This window comes from Mammaliicoccus sp. O-M54 (assembly GCF_022386035.1).
Taxonomy (GTDB): domain Bacteria; phylum Bacillota; class Bacilli; order Staphylococcales; family Staphylococcaceae; genus Mammaliicoccus; species Mammaliicoccus sciuri_A.
Window position 1 is genome coordinate 120,476 of the sequence record NZ_JAJNJE010000001.1, and the last position, 17,164, is coordinate 137,639.

Here is a 17,164-nt window from a genome sequence, read left to right on the forward strand (position 1 = left end):
CTTATAGTAACTACATGGTATTAGCTGTAAACCTAACTTTAATAATATAATGTGATATATTTGATATATAAACGTGAGGTGATGAAATTGGTAAATGATATAAAAATTCATGTTCTACACACTGGAACTGTTATTGTAGATGAAGCTTTACCTTTTAGTACTTCTAGTAGAAATCCTATTGCTTGGACTGGTTTATTTAGGAATAAAAAGCACCAAATTTCTTTACCAGTATCTGTTTATTTAATTGAACATCCTAAAGGGTTAGTTTTAATTGATACAGGTTGGCATACTGACAATAGAGTTAATCAAAAGAAAAATCTTTTATTTCAGTATCCTGTGAATAAAGCTTCTCTTCCAAAAGGTCAAGCTGTTCATGAACAATTAAGAAACTTAGGTTATGAAATTGATGATATTGATTATGTGCTCATGAGTCACATGCATTGCGATCATGCGGATGGTTTAAGACATGTAAAAAATGCTAAAAAAATATTACTGAGTGAACCTGAAAATGAAGCGATTAAATCGGATAAAATGCATTACCTTCCTCATGAATGGAAAGATGTAGATTTATCTACTTTTAAATTAAGTTACACAAATATAGGTCCTAAAGGATATTCATTTGATTTATTCGGAGATGGCACGTTACAAATGGTATGGTGTCCTGGACATAGTAAAGGGTTATGTGCAACGTTGGTGAAAAAAGAGGGACAAGATAAATTTGTACTTTTAGCATCTGATGTTGGATATGCAAATAGATCATGGGAAAGAAATATTTTACCCGGAGTTTTAGTTAATAGAAAAGATGCTCAAGAATCTTTAAATTGGGTTAAGTATATTTCAGAAGATAAAAACTGTATAAAAGCAATAGCCAATCATGATGATAATACTGAACCACAAACTATAATTTTATAAGACATTACATCTAGCCATAAGGTTAGATGTTTTTTTGTATTATTACTCATCTTTGGGCATTATGTTTGTGTGTGCTTTCATTTATAGTTAAAATTTATTTAATTAAATGAAAAGGTGGTAAATTATGAAGATTATATTAGTTGGTGCTAATGGTACTATTGGTTCAGCAGTGGCAGAAGAACTTGCGTCAAATGGACATGAAGTTGTGAAAGTTGGACGTAACTCAGGTGACTATCAAATGGATATGTCGAATGTAGAAGATATTAAATTAATGTTTGAACAAATTCAAAATGTAGATGCAGTTGTTTCTACTGCAGGTGCAGCGAATTTTGATGATTTATCTGACTTAACACCTGAATCAAATGAAGTTGCTGTTACAAGTAAATTACTTGGACAAATCAACTTAGTACTGATCGGACAACATTATATTAATGATGGCGGAAGTTTCACATTAACAACTGGTGTTATTATGGACGAACCAATCAAAGGTGGCGTTTCATCAGCAATGGCTGGTGGTGGTATTCAAGCATTTGTGAAATCAGCTGCATATGAATTAAAACGCGATTTAAGAATTAATAATGTAAGTCCAAATGTAATTGAAGAAGCACTCGAAGATTATGGTGATTTCTTTAAAGGTTATCAAGCAGTCCCAGCTAAAAAAGCCGCTAAAGCATACTTGAAAAGTGTAGAGGGTATTCATTCGGGTCAAACATACCGAGTTTATGAATAATATTTGAGAAAAAGCAGTCGTTCTCCCGATGTAAACGGAGACTCGACTGCTTTTTGTTTTAGTAGAGATGAAAATATGGTCAAGGTGCACGAAGACTGAGAGATATCGTGCGCCAGGGTACAAAATAAGGGCATAACGCACGAAGACTGAGAGATATCGTGCGCCAGGGTAAAAAAATAGGGAATAACGCACGAAGACTGGTAGATATCGTGCGCCAGGGTACAAAATAAGGGCATAACGCACAAAGACTGAGAGATATCGTGCGCCAGGGTACAAAATAAGGGCATAACGCACGAAGACTGGTAGATATCGTGCGCAAGTGTACAAAATAATGGCATAACGCACGAAGACTGGTAGATATCGTGCGCTAGGATACAAAATAATGGCGAAACGCACGAAGACTGAGAGATATCGTGCGCAAGGGTACAAAATAAGGGCATAACGCACGAAGACTGGTAGATATCGTGCGATAATCAATACTTAAATATATCCGTTAAAGAAATAAATGATGAGCATAAATACGGCAATGGCATATAAAATGATACCGACAAATCTGTAATTTCTAACGTTGAATGTAGCGATTGTAACAATTGTAGCAGCTGTTAATAATGTGTTTAAAAGACTACTCAAATTAATAACATTGACTAAATTTAATAAAAGTATAAATGCACATATTGCACTTATAACGAATGCAAATTGTTCATAGCGTTTCATGTAATTTTCCTTTCATAAACTGCATATTTATTTATCATCATTATAGTATATATTGGATAGAAAGGCATTCGGAAGACGTTGAAATAGAATATTTATAAATTGAGAATTAATTGAAATGATTATCATTTGAAAAACATTTCAGAAAAATACTTTATATGAACAGTTTCTTCTATATAAATAAAGCGAAAATGTTTATTTGCCCGTGTAACTACGTTATAATATTAAGGGTAAAGATTCACAGCAAACTTTGACGTTACATTAAAATTATTATAAACTAGAAAAGATAATGTAGGGTTATCTTTTTTAAATGTGAATAAATTCTCTGGAGGGAAAAATAATATGGCATCAATATTAGAAATCAAAGATTTACACGTAGAAATCGAAGGTAAGAAAATTCTTAAAGGTGTAGATTTAACTATTAAACAAGGTGAAATCCACGCAATCATGGGACCTAACGGTACTGGTAAATCAACTTTATCATCTGCAATCATGGGCCATCCTAGTTATGAAGTAACACAAGGTGAAGTACTTCTTGATGGTGAAAATGTATTAGAAATGGAAGTTGACGAGCGTGCGCAAGCTGGTTTATTCCTAGCTATGCAATACCCATCAGAAATTTCTGGTGTAACAAATGCTGATTTCTTACGTTCTGCAATTAATGCTAAACGTGAAGAAGGCGATGAAATTAACTTAATGCAATTCATTAAGAAATTAGATAAACAAATGGATCTATTAGAAATGGACCAAGATATGGCTCAAAGATACCTAAACGAAGGTTTCTCTGGCGGTGAGAAGAAACGTAACGAAATTCTTCAATTAATGATGTTAGAACCTAAATTTGCAATTTTAGATGAAATTGACTCAGGTTTAGATATTGACGCATTAAAAGTTGTATCAAAAGGTATTAACAAAATGCGTGGAGAAGACTTTGGTTGTTTAATTATTACTCACTATCAAAGATTATTAAACTATATTACACCTGACTTTGTACACGTTATGATGCAAGGTAGAGTTGTTAAATCAGGTGGCGAAGAATTAGCAAAACGTCTTGAAGCAGAAGGTTACGAGTGGATTAAAGAAGAACTTAACATTAAAGACGAAACAATTAACGCTGAATAATATATGATCATGATAGTCAAGTAGGAGGAGTATAAATGGCAACTGAAACAAAGTTAAATATTAACGTTGAAGACTTAGTTAATTATTCAGCATCTCAAAATGAACCACAATGGATGACTGATTTAAGAAAAGAAAGTTTTCAAAAATTAGATACATTAGAAATGCCTAAACCAGACAAAACAAAAATTGACAGATGGGATTTTGATTCATTCAAAACACATGCTGTTACAAGTGAAACATTTGATACTATCGACAATTTACCAGAATCAGTTCGTAAAATTATCGATACTGAAAATGCTACAAACTTAATTGTTCAACATAATAATACACCTGCTTTTACTAAAGTAGATGAAAAATTAGTCGAACAAGGCGTTGTAATTAAAGATTTAAAAACAGCTTTAATTGAAAATAGTGATTTAGTACAAAAATACTTCATGACAGACGCAGTTAAAGTTGATGAACATAGATTAACAGCTTTACACGCAGCATTAGTTAACGGTGGTGTATTTGTATACGTACCTAAAAACGTTGTTGTAGAAGACCCTGTTCAATACGTTGTATTACATGATGATAGCGATGCAAGTTTCTTCAACCATGCGATTATCGTAACTGAAGAAAGTGCAGAATTAACTTACGTTGAAAACTATTTATCTACAGTATCTTCAAACGAAGGTCAATTAAACATCGTTTCTGAAGTAATTGCTGGTGCAAACTCAAACATTACTTACGGTACAGTTGATTTCATGGATAAAGGCTTTACTGGTCACATTATCCGTCGTGGTACAGCAGCAGCTGATGCGACAATCGATTGGGCTTTAGGTTTAATGAATGACGGTAGTACAATTAACGACAACACGACTTATTTAATGGGTGACCGTTCAAACTGTAACTTAAAAACAGTCGTAGTTGGTCGTGGAGAACAAAAACAAAACTTCACAACACAAATCATTCAATATGGTAAAGAATCTAATGGTCACATATTGAAACATGGTGTTATGAAAGATAGTTCTTCTTCAATCTTTAATGGTATTGGTTACATCAAACACGGTGGTACGAAAGCAGATGCTCAACAAGAATCTCGTGTTCTTATGTTATCTGAAAAAGCACGTGGAGATGCAAACCCAATCTTATTAATTGATGAAGATGATGTAACAGCAGGACACGCAGCTTCAGTAGGTAGAGTAGATCCAACTCAACTTTATTACTTAATGAGTAGAGGTATTTCTCGTGAAGAAGCAGAACGTTTAGTTATTCACGGTTTCCTTGATCCAGTTGTATCTGCATTGCCAATCGAAGACGTTAAACGTCAATTACGTGAAGTTATTGAATTAAAAGTAACAACACAAATATAAAAAAGGCACAGAAAGGTCTGATAATGTGGCCGAATCAACATTTAATGTAGAAAAAATTATAAAAGATTTCCCGATATTAGAACAACAAGTTAACGGTAGTAGACTCGTGTATTTAGATTCATCAGCCACAAGTCAAACACCTACTCAAGTCACTGATAGCATTGTAGATTACTACAACCGTTATAACTCTAATGTTCACCGAGGTGTGCATACACTAGGTACACTTGCTACGGATGCTTATGAAAAAGCACGAGAAACTGTTAGAAGATTTATAAATGCACAATATTTTGAAGAAGTTGTGTTCACTAGAGGAACTACAACAGCAATCAACTTAGTGGCGCATAGTTACGGTGATGCAAATGTTTCTGAAGGTGATGAAATTGTTGTCACACAAATGGAACATCATGCGAATATCGTGCCATGGCAACAGCTTGCTAAAAGAACAGGTGCTAAACTTAAATTTATTCCAATGTCAGAAAGTGGCGAACTTGAAAGAGAGGCAATTGAAAGTACGATCAATGATCGAACTAAAATTGTCGCAGTCGCTCATGTGTCTAACGTATTAGGTACAATCAATGATGTTAAATATATTGCAGAAGTCGCACATCGTCATAATGCTGTTATTGCAGTAGATGGTGCCCAGTCAGCACCACATATGAAAGTGGATGTTCAAGATTTAGATGTAGACTTCTTTAGCTTTAGTGGTCATAAAATGTTAGGCCCTACTGGCATAGGTGTCTTATATGGTAAACGTGATTTATTAGATAAGATGGAACCAATCGAATTTGGTGGAGATATGATTGACTTTGTTGGATTAGAAGATGCAACATGGACAGACTTACCAACGAAATTCGAAGCTGGTACACCGCTTATTGCTGAAGCAATTGCTTTAGCTGAAGCGATTAAATATATTGATGCTATCGGTTTAGATAACATTCATCAACATGAGTATGATCTTGTGAACTATGCTTACAATGAAATGTCTAAAATTGATGGACTTGAAATATATGGACCTACTCCTGATAAAAGAGCTGGATTAATTACATTTAATGTAGAAGGTGTTCACCCACATGACTTAGCAACAGCATTAGATTCTGAAGGCGTAGCTGTAAGAGCAGGTCACCATTGTGCACAACCATTAATGAAATGGTTAAACCAATCATCAACAGCAAGAGCAAGTTTCTATATTTATAATACTACTGAAGATGTTGACCAACTCATTCAGGCACTAAATGGCGCGAAGGAGTTTTTCTCTTATGAATTTTAACAATTTAGATCAACTATACCGTTCTGTCATTATGGACCACTATAAGAATCCTCGTAATAAAGGCGTTCTTGAAGATGGCTCTCTAACAATAGATATGAACAATCCTACATGTGGAGATCGCATCCGCTTAACATTAGATGTAGAAGATAATGTTATTAAAGATGCTAAGTTTGAAGGTGAAGGTTGCTCTATTTCAATGTCTAGCGCATCTATGATGACTGAAGCGGTTAAAGGTCATACAATCGAAGAAGCATTAGAAATGAGTCAAGAATTCTCAAACATGATGCTTGGTGAATCCTACGATATTACAGAAGAAATGGGCGATATAGAAGCACTATCAGGTGTATCTAAATTCCCAGCAAGAATCAAATGCGCTACTTTAGCATGGAAAGCATTTGAAAAAGGAACAAAAGAGCAAAATAACGCGTAACTTTTGAAAAATGGGCGAACGCTATTATAAAAGAGGAGTGAAGAAAATGGCTAAAAAATCACCAGAAGTTGGAGATTATAAATATGGCTTCCATGATGAAGACGTTTCTATTTTCCGTTCAGGTAGAGGTTTAACAGAAGAAATCGTTAAAAAAATATCTGAAATGAAAGACGAACCACAATGGATGCTTGATTTTCGTTTGAAATCATTAAAACAATTTTACAAAATGCCAATGCCAATGTGGGGTGGCGATTTAACAGAGTTAAACTTTGATGAAATCACGTACTACGTTAAACCATCAGAACGTTCTGAGCGTTCATGGGATGAAGTACCAGAAGAAATCAAAAATACTTTCGATAAATTAGGTATTCCTGAAGCAGAACAAAAATATCTTGCAGGTGTATCTGCACAATATGAATCAGAAGTTGTTTACCACAACATGGAACAAGACTTAGAAGAACAAGGTATTATCTTCAAAGATACTGATTCAGCATTACGTGAAAATGAAGAATTATTCAAAGAATATTTCGCAAGTGTTATTCCAGCTGCAGATAATAAATTCTCAGCATTAAACTCAGCAGTTTGGTCTGGTGGATCATTCATTTACGTACCAAAAGGCGTAAAATTAGAAACACCACTTCAAGCTTACTTCAGAATTAACTCTGAAAACATGGGTCAATTTGAAAGAACATTAATTATTGCTGATGAAGGTTCTTCAGTACACTATGTAGAAGGTTGTACAGCACCTGTTTATACGACTAATTCATTACACTCAGCTGTAGTTGAAATTATCGTTAAGAAAGATGCATACTGCCGTTATACAACAATCCAAAACTGGGCTAACAATGTTTATAACTTAGTTACTAAACGTACTTTCGTATATGAAAATGGTACGATGGAATGGATTGATGGTAACTTAGGATCTAAATTAACAATGAAATACCCATCTTGTTTCTTACTTGAAGAAGGCGCTAGAGGTATGACTTTATCTATCGCGCTTGCAGGTAAAGGACAAGTTCAAGACGCTGGTGCAAAAATGATTCATAAAGCGCCTAATACGTCATCAACAATTGTTTCTAAATCAATTTCTAAAAATGGTGGTAAAGTTGTTTACCGCGGTCAAGTACACTTCGGACGTAAAGCAACTGGCGCACGTTCAAACATTGAATGTGACACATTAATTATGGATAACGAATCTACATCAGATACAATTCCTTACAATGAAATCATGAACGATAACATTTCATTAGAACACGAAGCGAAAGTTTCTAAAGTATCTGAAGAACAATTATTCTACCTAATGAGCCGTGGTATTTCAGAAGAAGAAGCAACTGAAATGATCGTAATGGGCTTCATCGAACCATTTACAAAAGAATTACCAATGGAATACGCAGTAGAAATGAACCGTCTAATCAAATTCGAAATGGAAGGTTCAATTGGATAGGCTTAACACCCGTCCTTATGCGATTCTTATTTAGGGAAAAGCACGATTGATACCAATTTGATACCATTTACTTTTTAAATGTCATCGAATACACGTATTGCATCGTGCTTTTTTTGTGTATATAAATGACTGTAAGTGTGCATAGTTTCAGTGATTTGAGCGTGCCTCATCAAAGATTTTAAAACAAAAATATCAACGCCGTTATTTGCAAGAAAAGATGCGTAAGAATGTCTTAATGTATGAATGTCATATTGAGGAAATATTTCTTTATACTTCAACTGTAAATGTTTATAATGTTTTGGTTCTATACCTCCAAATATAAAATATTGTTCTGTAAAATGCTTGTACTTTTCAGACTCTATTGTGTATCTTTGGATCAGCATTTCATTTATAAAGTCGGGTAATGGTATGATGTCTTCAGACGATTCCGTTTTCGCTCGATTATATATTTTTCTGTTAGCAGTATCCATTGTTTTATTGATGGATATCTCTTTTTTATATTTGTTATAGTCTATCCATTTCAATGCCATTGCTTCTCCGACTCTCATACCTGTATAATACATAAGTTTTAATAATTCTCTGTAGTCATCTTCTTTAATAAGTTCTACTTTATCATCGAATTCTTCTCTTAACATAAATTTAGGTTTAGGCTTTGCTCTAGGTATAGGTGTAATTGAAATGGTTGGATCAATACGTAAACCGAAATGTTTTTTTGCGTGGTTAATTACCACTTTAAAACCTGACCAAATTGTTCTAGCAGTATTAGGACTATTCACAGCTTTCATTAAGTAAGTTCTAAATTCTTGGCATTGATTCTGTTTGATTTGATTCATTTTAATATGTCCAAACTTATCTTTAATGTGTTTATTGTACTCAGCTATTTTTCTGGTACGTGTACGCTCTCTTAAATCAGTGTGTTCGAGGTAGTGGTTAAATATATAATCAAACGTATTTGAATCACTATAACCACTTTCTATTTCTGTAATAAATGCAGCTTCTGCTTGTTTAGCTTCACGTTTTGTTTTGAAACCACGTTTTACTTTTCTTTTATTATTACCGTATACATCTTTGTAGCGAACACTGAAATAATAATGTTTATTATGTTTATATATTGCCATGCGTATTCCTCCTTATAAGAAAACCTCACGTAGTGTGAGGTTAGTTGGTTATTGAATATCCGATTTGTTTATTACCCATTCAGCTTTATATGTGTTATAGAATGGCATGAAGTCCATTTCAACTTTATATTCGTCTGAGTCTGGAACATCATAATAAACGTATCCACTTGCTGTATTTCCTTTATTTAATTGATCATCAAATCCTGCTTTCATGTCATCCATTAAATAAAATTCTTGTTGCGTTTCTCCATCAATACTTAATAAGAAATCCGTATCTGATACTAAAATTTGGTCTTCAGCATTATTTTTAAATTTGTAATATACTTTTAAAATTTTGGCATTGTCTGGTGTAGAGTATTCATCTTCAGGTTCTACAAACTCTGCTTTTTCAACTGTTACATCAACTTTACCGACAGTTAACTGATCTCCTATTTTTAAAGATTTCTTCCCATTTACGTCATCGTCTTGGCTATCATTATTTTCAGATGAAGATTTTTCAGTATTCTCTGTTGCTTTGTTTTCATTGACGCTGTAATCCTCATTTTCTGGTATTGACATAAATATGCCTATAAAACATATTAACCCTACAATAAACAAGATTATTGAACTTATTAATGGTATAAGTATTTTTCCTTTCTTTGCAATTCTAACAATTGTAATGATAAACATTGTTAAAAAAGCGATTGTAATTAAAAACCACAATAATCCAAAAATAAAACTCCCCATAAACTAACTTCCTTTCTTAATTAAATTCTATATGTTTAAACACCTGCAAAGGGTCAAATTTAATAACATAACCCTTGTGATAGGTGGATATACCGTACTTAGTTTTATAATGCTTTAATGTCATTTCAATATATTCCTCAGTAACTTCAAAGAATTTTGCCATTTCATAAAGATTATGTACACCATGCAGATAAGCAGAAATAATTCCGTCTAAAGAGATTATTATTTCATAACCATATCTACGTGCTTTAATTTCGTACTTCTTATTCATTAAAATTTCTTGATCTGTAATGTCACCGTATGTGATTTTATGATGCGCTAATTCTTCAGCAAATGTTTCGAGTTTTTTGGGTATACTGATATTTCTATTAATAATAATCAAACCATCTTGATAAACTCCATTTAATCCGTGTTCTAGGTCGCCTTCTTCTATAATAAGTTTATCATCATATTCTAATAAAATTTCTTCTAATTTACCCATATAATAACCCCTTTGTTTACTTATTACGTTTTTCTCTTATAAAATCAATATATTTTTGTACATCTTCTAATTCTTCTTTAGTTAAATCTTTTCCGTCTAAATGGAAGGCAGTAGTTTTTGGAGTGTCATAGTTGTCTTTATCTTCAATTAACGTAGATTTAGGAACATTAAAATAGTCTGCTAACTGTTGTATTTTCTTTATTCTTGGATATTTAGTTTGTTGAATCCAATTAGAAACAGTAGGTTGACTAACACCAATAGCTTCAGCAAGTTCTTTTTGGTCGATATTATGTTGATTCATTAAACGTTGTAAGTTTCTAGACAAAATTTTTCTTGCATTATTTTCATTCATGGCTTTTATCTCCTTTAATATTACTTAACGTAATATTAACTTACCACATTACACATTACTTTACAATACTTTATATAACTTTTTGCGAAAAAATATAACTTTTACGTTGACATGTGTTAGTAAGTAATATAAAGTTATAAATGCAAGCGAGGTGATAAAAAATGATTGAGCAGTTACCAGTGAAAAATTGGCGTCAAATAAGAAAAATGACACAAGCAGAAGTAGCAGACAGACTAGGAGTCAATCCTAAAACAGTTATAAGGTGGGAAAAAGAAGAAACTGAACTTAGTAATTTGGCACTTTATGCATTAGCTAAATTGTATGAAATTGAAATTGACCAAATTAAAGTTTAATTTTTTTGCACTTGTTATAACTTTGTATAACTTTTGAGGTATTTAAAGGAGGAAACAAAATGAACGAATTACAAATTTTCAATTTTGATTCAAATGAAGTTAGAACTGTAGTGAAAAATAACGAAGGTTATTTTAACTTAAATGATGTTTGTAAAGTGTTAGATATTAAAAATCCAAGACAAGCAAAATCAAGATTAAAAAAAGATGGTGTCATTACTAATGACGTCATAGATACATTAGGTAGAAAACAGACTGCCACTTTTATAAATGAATCTAATCTATACAAAGTGATTTTCCAAAGTAGAAAGTTGGAAGCAGAGAGATTTCAAGATTGGGTAACATCTGAAGTTCTACCACAAATTAGAAAACAAGGTTTTTACATGACAAACAGTTTAGTACAAGAAATTGTAGATAATCCACAAGTTATTCATTACTTAGCTGAACAAGTTGCACGTATTAACGAAGATAATCAAAAACAAACATCACACTTAGAAACTATCGATAAGAAAATCGAAGGTGAATATGTAACACCACAAGATTTAGATGCTATTCAATACGCTACTAAAGTACAAGCTGAAAAGTTCTTAGATAAATTAGGCATGCAGATTACACTAGAAACTTTAATTGATGAAAGCAAAAACATTTATGAACAAGCGTTGGCTAGTAAGAAAGCTAAAGAACAACGCAGGCGCGACTTAGGTAAGTTTAAAAGCAAAATTTTAGTTGCTACTAAGAAAGAGTTAGGCATGAAAGGTAACGCGCCTAACAATCACATTAAACGCAAAGATGTAGATATGGCAATTCAACATATTAAAGATTTAAAAGCATCGCAAATTGAATTGTAAGGAGTGATCTAAGTGAACGAATTATTTTACACAGCTAATGACATAGCAAGAATACTAGGTTCATCCATACCAACTGCTTATAAGAGAATTCGAGAAATGAATCAAGAATTAAAAGAACAAGGTTATTACGTTGTAAATGGAAAAATACCAAAAGAATTATTTTACGAAAAGTATCCACATTTACCAAAAGAAGAAGTTGAGAAAGCATTGAATTTAAGGAGGCAGTGAAATGACAACAACTTGGCATTTTATTAAATACCCAGTATTAACTTTGTTAGTAGTGATTGAGTTCTTCATCATTGCAGCATTTAGTATTACACCGTTTGAACATTCGGTATTGATGTGGGCAATTACGGGTGCAGCATTTGCAATGTGGGATGAGAGTTTGAAAGAAGTGGAGGACAAGTAAATGGAAAATCAATTTAGAGTAATCCTAGCAATTAAAAAAATTACAATTGCTCAAGTATTCAAAGACACTAACATAGCTAAAACCACGCTGTATGGTCTTTACAATGAGGAAACTAAAAACCCGAACATGGCTACTATCTTGAAATTATGTGAGTACTTAGGAATTACACCGAACGACTTTTTTGGAATAGAAAATAAAATTGGTATTTAAGGAGGTTAACTAAAATGCTAAAAATAGAAATAATTTCAAAAGAATTAAGAGATGCAGTAATTGAAGAAGTAGAATTTCAATTTGATAAAGCACTTAGGGAATCAAAAACATTTGGAGATTTACTGTTATACCGACCTGATGAATTTGATTCAAATAAATTTTTATCAGAGGCTATAAATTCTGAGATTAGAAGACGCTACAGAACTATAGTTCAAAAGCTCATCAATAGCAAGTCATTAGACAAATAAAACTTCTACCGTTTGCAGACAGTAGAAGTCGAAGAAATTAAAAATAATATCACGAACAGTATATAACGAATTTAGGAGGACGTCAAAATGCGCATAAAAGAAGCGATTCAAGCACTCGAATCTGAAGGGTTCGATATAAGTAAGGACAAAGTTGTTTTTAAATTAAAAGATGGTGCTTTAGAAATGTATATCGAAGAGGACAGTGGAACACTAAAAACTGAAATTCATGATATGCAAGTATATACATCAGATGATTTAAAAGATAGAGAAATGATGGACGTTTTATATGATATTTCAGGTATTCAAAAGGAGGATGAATAACATGCCAGGTATTGCAGAAGAAATTTTATCAGAACTTAAAAGATTAAATAAGAACTTAGAAACAACAAATACAGAATTGGCAACCGTACCAACTGTTAATGCCAGACCTAAGTCAATAAGTGGTCAACCACAAACAAGTGAAATAAAAGAAGAACAAGTTGAAGTAGAAGAAACACAGGAAAAATCGAAATTCACTATTGATGATGTGAAACGTCATGCGAAAGAGTTCTTACAAAAAGGCGATGCTTCGGACAAAAAAGCTTTAAAAGATAAATTAACAGAATTAGGTGCAGGCAAAGTATCCGACTTGAAACCAAATCAATATGAAGAAGTAATTGAGTTCTTCATGGATAGATTGTCATGAGTGTAAATCATTCAGATAGAGCGCATGCCAAGTTAAGTGCAAGTGCTGCAAAGCAATGGATGAATTGCCCACCTAGTATTAAAGCAAGTGAAGGTATTGCAGATAAGACAAGCGTATTTGCCGAAGAAGGAACATTCGCACATGAACTAAGTGAATTGTATTTCAGTCACATGTATGAAGGTTTAACTAAACGACAGTTCAATACTGAATTTAAAAAACGTAAAGAAAATGAATTCTACAATGAAGAACTTCACGAGTATGTAAAAGAATATGTTGATCTCGTAGAAGAACGTATCAACGAAGCGTTCGCGAGAGTAGATAGCAAAGAAGATGTGAGTTTGTTATTCGAAACACGACTCGACTTATCAACTTATGTACCTGAGTCATTTGGAACAGGAGACGTCATCATCTACTCAGGCGGTGTACTTGAAATCGTTGATTTGAAGTTCGGTAAAGGTGTAGAGGTATCAGCTATTGATAACCCTCAACTTAGGTTATATGCACTTGGCGCTTATGAACTTTTCAACTTAGTAGAGGATATCAACGAGATTAGGATGTCTATTATTCAACCAAGAAAGGACAACTACTCAACTGAAACACTCTCAACTGAAGAACTGATTGAGTGGGCAGAGAAAGAAGTAAAACCAAAAGCGCTAATGGCTTATAAAGGTGAAGGAGATTTCAAACCTGGAGAGCATTGCCGATTTTGCAAGATTAAGCATTCATGTCGTGCTAGAGCAGAACAAAACTTAAACACTGTTAAAGCGATGGACGAGCCTTACTTACTCACTAATGATGAATTAGCCGATTTACTTTATAAAGTATCGGATATCAAGAAGTGGGCAGATGACATTGAAGCGTATTGTTTAGATCAAGCGACAAATAACGGTCGTCAGTTCGAGGGTTGGAAGTTAGTAGCTGGTCGTTCGAGTCGGAAGTACATTGATAACGAAAAAGTTATTGAGACATTACAAAAACACGACTATGACAAGTCGGACATCACTGAAACTAAAGTACTAAGTATTTCAAATCTTGAAAAGAGATTAGGTAAAAAGACGGTTCAAGAGTTGCTCAGCCACTTAATCGTTAAACCAGAAGGTAAGGCAACACTTGTTCCTGAATCAGATAAAAGACCTGCACTTGGTGCAGAGTCAGCACAAGATGAATTCGATGAAATTAAAAACTAAAACAAATCAAAGGACGGTAATTAATTATGACAAACACTAAAGTAATCACAGGTAAAGTTAGAGCATCATTCGTACACATTTTTGAGCCACATGCAATGGAAGAAGGACAAGAGAAAAAGTATTCAATGAGTATCATCATTCCTAAATCAGATACAAAGACTATCGAGAAAATTGAGAACGCAATCGAAGCAGCGAAAGAACAAGGTAAGGCTGAGAAGTTCGGCGGTAAAGTACCTCCTAAATTAAAAACGCCATTACGTGATGGAGATGAGGAACGACCAGACGACCCAGCATATCAAAACTCATACTTCTTAAATGCTTCAAGTAAACAAGCACCAGGTGTTATTGACCAAAACAAGATTAAATTAACAGATTCAACAACAGTGTACAGTGGGTGCTATGTAAGAGTGTCAATCAACTTTTACCCATTTGCCGTATCAGGTAATAAAGGTATCGCAGCAGGACTGAACAACGTACAGAAATGGGCAGACGGAGAACCATTAAGTGGTGCGGCAACTGCTGAAGAAGACTTCGACGAATTAGATATGGATGAAGACGACTTAATCTAAGTAAATAGAGAGGTGCATTGCATCTCTCTTTAATTATAAGTAGGTGGAGAAATGAGAACATTAAACGTCGATATAGAGACATACAGCAGTGCAGATATAACAAAGACAGGCGCTTATAAATACGCCGAAGCAGATGATTTCGAAATCTTAATGATAGCTTTCTCAATCGACAATGAACCTGTAACTTGTCTTGATATGTATGAAGTGAAAGAACACTTATGGCACGCTGCTTACGAAACATTCAAGATAGCTTTATTTGATAAGGATGTAAAAAAATATGCATTTAACGCAAACTTCGAACGCGTGTGTTTAGCAAGACACTTTGAACAAGACATGCCACCAGAAGAATGGAATTGTACCATGGTCAATGCTACACGAATCGGATTACCGGCATCACTTGATAAATGTGGAGAGGCTTTAAAACTTGATATCCAAAAAGATAAAACAGGTAAAGCACTTATCAACTATTTCTCAAAGCCATGTAGACCAACCAAAGCAAATGGTGGACGTACAAGAAACTTACCAGAACATGCACCAGAGAAATGGCAACAGTTTATCGAGTACTGTATTCGAGATGTTGAAGTCGAACAGTTAATCGCTGAAAAAATTAGTGCATTTCCAGTAACAAAGTTCGAACAGAAATTATGGTCTATTGATCAACACATAAACGATAGAGGCGTTCATCTTGATGAAGCACTTATGACTGGTGCAGTTGAGTTAGACCGAATCAGTAAAGAACAATTAATGAATGAAGCAATACAGTTAACAGGATTAGATAATCCAAACAGTCCAACTCAATTATTGAAATGGTTGAATGCTGAAGGATTAGATATACCTGATTTACAGAAAAAGACGGTTACGGAATGGCTGAAAGTAGCCACAGGTAAAGCTAAAAAAATGCTTGAGTTAAGACTTCAAATGAGTAAAACAAGTGTTAAGAAGTATACGAAAATGCACGAAATGATGTGTAAAGACCACCGTGTAAGAGGCGTTTTTCAGTTCTACGGTGCAGGCACAGGCAGATGGGCAGGTCGAGGTGTTCAGTTACAGAACTTAACAAAGCACCACATATCAGATGATGAACTAGACATCGCAAGAATGGCAATCAAGCAACAAGAGTATGAATGGTTAGACATGCTACTTGATGACTCGTACCAAGACTTATTAAGTCAGTTAGTTCGTACGACATTTACTGCTAAGGAAGGTTATGAGTTTGCAGTGAGTGACTTTAGCGCGATTGAGGCGAGAGTTATTGCATGGTACGCAGGAGAGAAGTGGAGACTCCAAGTGTTTGAAACCCATGGCAAGATTTACGAAGCTTCAGCAAGCCAGATGTTTAACGTACCCATTGAGTCAATCGGTAAAGGTAGTCCATTAAGACAAAAAGGTAAGGTATCTGAACTTGCGCTTGGTTATCAAGGTGGCGCAGGTGCGTTAAAGGCAATGGGCGCTTTGGATATGGGCATTGACGAGTCAGAGTTACAAGGACTTGTCGATTCATGGCGTAACGCTAATCCGAACATTGTGAGATTCTGGTACGCAGTACAAGAAGCGGCAGTTCATACCGTTAAAACAAGACAAGTTAATCATACTCATGGACTTAAGTTTTTCATGTTCAAAGGTGCGTTAATGATTGAGTTGCCAAGTGGTAGATCACTCAGTTACTTAAAACCTAAATTACGTCAAAACCGATGGGGTTCAGATGTGATTGTCTTTAAAGGTCAAGACAGCATTACACGTAAATGGACAGACATTGACACGTATGGCGGTAAGTTGGTCGAGAACATTGTACAAGCAACTGCTCGAGATTTATTAGCTGTATCACTGGTACGACTAGAGAAAGCAGGCTATGAAGTGGTGGCACATGTACATGACGAGATAATCGTAGAAGTGCCAAAGGGCAGTAGAGCATTAAGCGATATTGAAGATATTATGAGCCAACCTGTTACATGGGCAGAAGGCTTGTCATTAGATAGTGATGGATTTGTAAGTGAATTCTACATGAAAGATTAA

23 protein-coding genes are annotated in these 17,164 nt (G+C 34.2%); 18 read left to right on the forward strand and 5 right to left on the reverse strand.

Features of this window, described 5'->3' with window-relative positions; translation table 11 throughout:
* The first annotated feature begins 81 nt into the window (after nucleotides 1-81).
* Both LQ673_RS00630 and LQ673_RS00635 read left to right on the forward strand, forming a co-directional pair.
* Complete coding sequence (locus LQ673_RS00630) at nucleotides 82-912, forward strand: N-acyl homoserine lactonase family protein (RefSeq protein ID WP_191836566.1); 831 nt, start codon at nucleotides 82-84, stop codon at nucleotides 910-912.
* Between the two features lie 124 nt (nucleotides 913-1,036).
* The gene (locus LQ673_RS00635; RefSeq protein ID WP_025904373.1) at nucleotides 1,037-1,642 is read left to right on the forward strand and encodes a short chain dehydrogenase; all 606 of its coding nucleotides are present in this window, start codon (nucleotides 1,037-1,039) and stop codon (nucleotides 1,640-1,642) included.
* Between the two features lie 480 nt (nucleotides 1,643-2,122).
* Here LQ673_RS00635 and LQ673_RS00640 read toward each other — a convergent pair whose 3' ends face one another.
* The gene (locus LQ673_RS00640) at nucleotides 2,123-2,356 is read right to left on the reverse strand and encodes a hypothetical protein (RefSeq protein ID WP_025904374.1); all 234 of its coding nucleotides are present in this window, start codon (nucleotides 2,354-2,356) and stop codon (nucleotides 2,123-2,125) included.
* 339 nt (nucleotides 2,357-2,695) lie between these two features.
* Between LQ673_RS00640 and sufC the strand changes: the two genes are divergently transcribed.
* From sufC to sufB, 5 genes are read left to right on the forward strand one after another with little or no spacing between them, the layout of a single operon-like run.
* A complete protein-coding gene (gene sufC, locus LQ673_RS00645) occupies nucleotides 2,696-3,475 on the forward strand; it encodes a Fe-S cluster assembly ATPase SufC (protein WP_025904375.1) in 780 nt (259 codons plus the stop codon).
* 35 nt (nucleotides 3,476-3,510) lie between these two features.
* Nucleotides 3,511-4,827 carry a Fe-S cluster assembly protein SufD gene (gene sufD / locus LQ673_RS00650; RefSeq protein ID WP_037588816.1) on the forward strand — a complete coding sequence of 439 codons (1,317 nt, stop codon included), beginning with the start codon at nucleotides 3,511-3,513 and terminating at the stop codon, nucleotides 4,825-4,827.
* 25 nt (nucleotides 4,828-4,852) lie between these two features.
* Entirely contained in the window at nucleotides 4,853-6,094 is a 1,242-nt protein-coding gene (locus LQ673_RS00655; RefSeq protein WP_037588817.1) for a cysteine desulfurase, read from the forward strand.
* The gene (gene sufU, locus LQ673_RS00660) at nucleotides 6,084-6,524 is read left to right on the forward strand and encodes a Fe-S cluster assembly sulfur transfer protein SufU (RefSeq protein WP_025904378.1); all 441 of its coding nucleotides are present in this window, start codon (nucleotides 6,084-6,086) and stop codon (nucleotides 6,522-6,524) included. The genes LQ673_RS00655 and sufU overlap by 11 nt, the downstream gene beginning before the upstream one ends.
* 46 nt (nucleotides 6,525-6,570) lie before the next feature.
* Nucleotides 6,571-7,968 carry a Fe-S cluster assembly protein SufB gene (sufB, locus tag LQ673_RS00665; protein WP_025904379.1) on the forward strand — a complete coding sequence of 466 codons (1,398 nt, stop codon included), beginning with the start codon at nucleotides 6,571-6,573 and terminating at the stop codon, nucleotides 7,966-7,968.
* Between the two features lie 74 nt (nucleotides 7,969-8,042).
* Here the strand turns inward: sufB and LQ673_RS00670 are convergent, their stop codons facing one another.
* The 4 genes from LQ673_RS00670 to LQ673_RS00685 are packed head-to-tail and all read right to left on the reverse strand — an operon-like array spanning nucleotide 8,043 to nucleotide 10,645.
* The gene (locus LQ673_RS00670; protein WP_239733771.1) at nucleotides 8,043-9,086 is read right to left on the reverse strand and encodes a site-specific integrase; all 1,044 of its coding nucleotides are present in this window, start codon (nucleotides 9,084-9,086) and stop codon (nucleotides 8,043-8,045) included.
* 48 nt (nucleotides 9,087-9,134) lie between these two features.
* Nucleotides 9,135-9,812: a DUF4352 domain-containing protein gene (locus tag LQ673_RS00675; protein ID WP_239733770.1), complete on the reverse strand. Its 678-nt coding sequence runs from the start codon at nucleotides 9,810-9,812 to the stop codon at nucleotides 9,135-9,137.
* 16 nt (nucleotides 9,813-9,828) lie between these two features.
* A complete protein-coding gene (locus tag LQ673_RS00680) occupies nucleotides 9,829-10,293 on the reverse strand; it encodes an ImmA/IrrE family metallo-endopeptidase (protein ID WP_196968064.1) in 465 nt (154 codons plus the stop codon).
* A gap of 16 nt (nucleotides 10,294-10,309) precedes the next feature.
* A complete protein-coding gene (locus tag LQ673_RS00685; RefSeq protein ID WP_196968065.1) occupies nucleotides 10,310-10,645 on the reverse strand; it encodes a helix-turn-helix domain-containing protein in 336 nt (111 codons plus the stop codon).
* 161 nt (nucleotides 10,646-10,806) lie between these two features.
* On the opposite strand from LQ673_RS00685, the gene LQ673_RS00690 reads away from it, so the two are divergent.
* The 11 genes from LQ673_RS00690 (at nucleotide 10,807) to LQ673_RS00740 (ending at nucleotide 17,164) form a co-directional block, all read left to right on the forward strand.
* Nucleotides 10,807-10,998: a helix-turn-helix transcriptional regulator gene (locus tag LQ673_RS00690; protein ID WP_049319306.1), complete on the forward strand. Its 192-nt coding sequence runs from the start codon at nucleotides 10,807-10,809 to the stop codon at nucleotides 10,996-10,998.
* 59 nt (nucleotides 10,999-11,057) lie between these two features.
* Nucleotides 11,058-11,843, forward strand: coding sequence for a BRO-N domain-containing protein (locus LQ673_RS00695; RefSeq protein WP_239744946.1), 786 nt, complete (start codon nucleotides 11,058-11,060; stop codon nucleotides 11,841-11,843).
* 12 nt (nucleotides 11,844-11,855) lie between these two features.
* Nucleotides 11,856-12,071: a hypothetical protein gene (locus LQ673_RS00700; protein ID WP_239733768.1), complete on the forward strand. Its 216-nt coding sequence runs from the start codon at nucleotides 11,856-11,858 to the stop codon at nucleotides 12,069-12,071.
* Nucleotide 12,072: 1 nt separating this feature from the next.
* Entirely contained in the window at nucleotides 12,073-12,252 is a 180-nt protein-coding gene (locus LQ673_RS00705; protein WP_239733767.1) for a hypothetical protein, read from the forward strand.
* Entirely contained in the window at nucleotides 12,253-12,462 is a 210-nt protein-coding gene (locus LQ673_RS00710; RefSeq protein ID WP_196968068.1) for a helix-turn-helix domain-containing protein, read from the forward strand.
* Nucleotides 12,463-12,476: 14 nt separating this feature from the next.
* Nucleotides 12,477-12,710: a hypothetical protein gene (locus LQ673_RS00715; protein ID WP_239733766.1), complete on the forward strand. Its 234-nt coding sequence runs from the start codon at nucleotides 12,477-12,479 to the stop codon at nucleotides 12,708-12,710.
* An 87-nt stretch (nucleotides 12,711-12,797) separates the two neighbouring features.
* A complete protein-coding gene (locus tag LQ673_RS00720; RefSeq protein ID WP_204254348.1) occupies nucleotides 12,798-13,031 on the forward strand; it encodes a hypothetical protein in 234 nt (77 codons plus the stop codon).
* 1 nt (nucleotide 13,032) lies between these two features.
* Nucleotides 13,033-13,395, forward strand: coding sequence for a hypothetical protein (locus tag LQ673_RS00725; RefSeq protein ID WP_239740097.1), 363 nt, complete (start codon nucleotides 13,033-13,035; stop codon nucleotides 13,393-13,395).
* A complete protein-coding gene (locus LQ673_RS00730) occupies nucleotides 13,392-14,582 on the forward strand; it encodes a DUF2800 domain-containing protein (RefSeq protein ID WP_239744947.1) in 1,191 nt (396 codons plus the stop codon). Before LQ673_RS00725 ends, LQ673_RS00730 begins: the two co-directional genes overlap by 4 nt.
* Before the next feature lie 26 nt (nucleotides 14,583-14,608).
* A complete protein-coding gene (locus tag LQ673_RS00735) occupies nucleotides 14,609-15,151 on the forward strand; it encodes a DUF2815 family protein (protein ID WP_239704755.1) in 543 nt (180 codons plus the stop codon).
* A 51-nt stretch (nucleotides 15,152-15,202) separates the two neighbouring features.
* Nucleotides 15,203-17,164, forward strand: a complete 1,962-nt coding sequence (locus tag LQ673_RS00740; RefSeq protein WP_239744951.1) for a DNA polymerase — start codon at nucleotides 15,203-15,205, stop codon at nucleotides 17,162-17,164.

What these genes read in the sequence shown, in the direction of transcription:
- LQ673_RS00630 (WP_191836566.1), top strand. Translation starts at nt 82, where the DNA reads ATGAAATTGGTAAATGATATAAAAATTCATGTTCTACACACTGGAACT.
- LQ673_RS00635 (WP_025904373.1), top strand. Translation starts at nt 1,037, where the DNA reads ATGAAGATTATATTAGTTGGTGCTAATGGTACTATTGGTTCAGCAGTG.
- LQ673_RS00640 (WP_025904374.1), bottom strand. Translation starts at nt 2,356, where the DNA reads ATGAAACGCTATGAACAATTTGCATTCGTTATAAGTGCAATATGTGCA.
- sufC (WP_025904375.1), top strand. Translation starts at nt 2,696, where the DNA reads ATGGCATCAATATTAGAAATCAAAGATTTACACGTAGAAATCGAAGGT.
- sufD (WP_037588816.1), top strand. Translation starts at nt 3,511, where the DNA reads ATGGCAACTGAAACAAAGTTAAATATTAACGTTGAAGACTTAGTTAAT.
- sufU (WP_025904378.1), top strand. Translation starts at nt 6,084, where the DNA reads ATGAATTTTAACAATTTAGATCAACTATACCGTTCTGTCATTATGGAC.
- sufB (WP_025904379.1), top strand. Translation starts at nt 6,571, where the DNA reads ATGGCTAAAAAATCACCAGAAGTTGGAGATTATAAATATGGCTTCCAT.
- LQ673_RS00670 (WP_239733771.1), bottom strand. Translation starts at nt 9,086, where the DNA reads ATGGCAATATATAAACATAATAAACATTATTATTTCAGTGTTCGCTAC.
- LQ673_RS00675 (WP_239733770.1), bottom strand. Translation starts at nt 9,812, where the DNA reads ATGGGGAGTTTTATTTTTGGATTATTGTGGTTTTTAATTACAATCGCT.
- LQ673_RS00680 (WP_196968064.1), bottom strand. Translation starts at nt 10,293, where the DNA reads ATGGGTAAATTAGAAGAAATTTTATTAGAATATGATGATAAACTTATT.
- LQ673_RS00685 (WP_196968065.1), bottom strand. Translation starts at nt 10,645, where the DNA reads ATGAATGAAAATAATGCAAGAAAAATTTTGTCTAGAAACTTACAACGT.
- LQ673_RS00690 (WP_049319306.1), top strand. Translation starts at nt 10,807, where the DNA reads ATGATTGAGCAGTTACCAGTGAAAAATTGGCGTCAAATAAGAAAAATG.
- LQ673_RS00695 (WP_239744946.1), top strand. Translation starts at nt 11,058, where the DNA reads ATGAACGAATTACAAATTTTCAATTTTGATTCAAATGAAGTTAGAACT.
- LQ673_RS00705 (WP_239733767.1), top strand. Translation starts at nt 12,073, where the DNA reads ATGACAACAACTTGGCATTTTATTAAATACCCAGTATTAACTTTGTTA.
- LQ673_RS00710 (WP_196968068.1), top strand. Translation starts at nt 12,253, where the DNA reads ATGGAAAATCAATTTAGAGTAATCCTAGCAATTAAAAAAATTACAATT.
- LQ673_RS00715 (WP_239733766.1), top strand. Translation starts at nt 12,477, where the DNA reads ATGCTAAAAATAGAAATAATTTCAAAAGAATTAAGAGATGCAGTAATT.
- LQ673_RS00720 (WP_204254348.1), top strand. Translation starts at nt 12,798, where the DNA reads ATGCGCATAAAAGAAGCGATTCAAGCACTCGAATCTGAAGGGTTCGAT.
- LQ673_RS00725 (WP_239740097.1), top strand. Translation starts at nt 13,033, where the DNA reads ATGCCAGGTATTGCAGAAGAAATTTTATCAGAACTTAAAAGATTAAAT.
- LQ673_RS00730 (WP_239744947.1), top strand. Translation starts at nt 13,392, where the DNA reads ATGAGTGTAAATCATTCAGATAGAGCGCATGCCAAGTTAAGTGCAAGT.
- LQ673_RS00735 (WP_239704755.1), top strand. Translation starts at nt 14,609, where the DNA reads ATGACAAACACTAAAGTAATCACAGGTAAAGTTAGAGCATCATTCGTA.
- LQ673_RS00740 (WP_239744951.1), top strand. Translation starts at nt 15,203, where the DNA reads ATGAGAACATTAAACGTCGATATAGAGACATACAGCAGTGCAGATATA.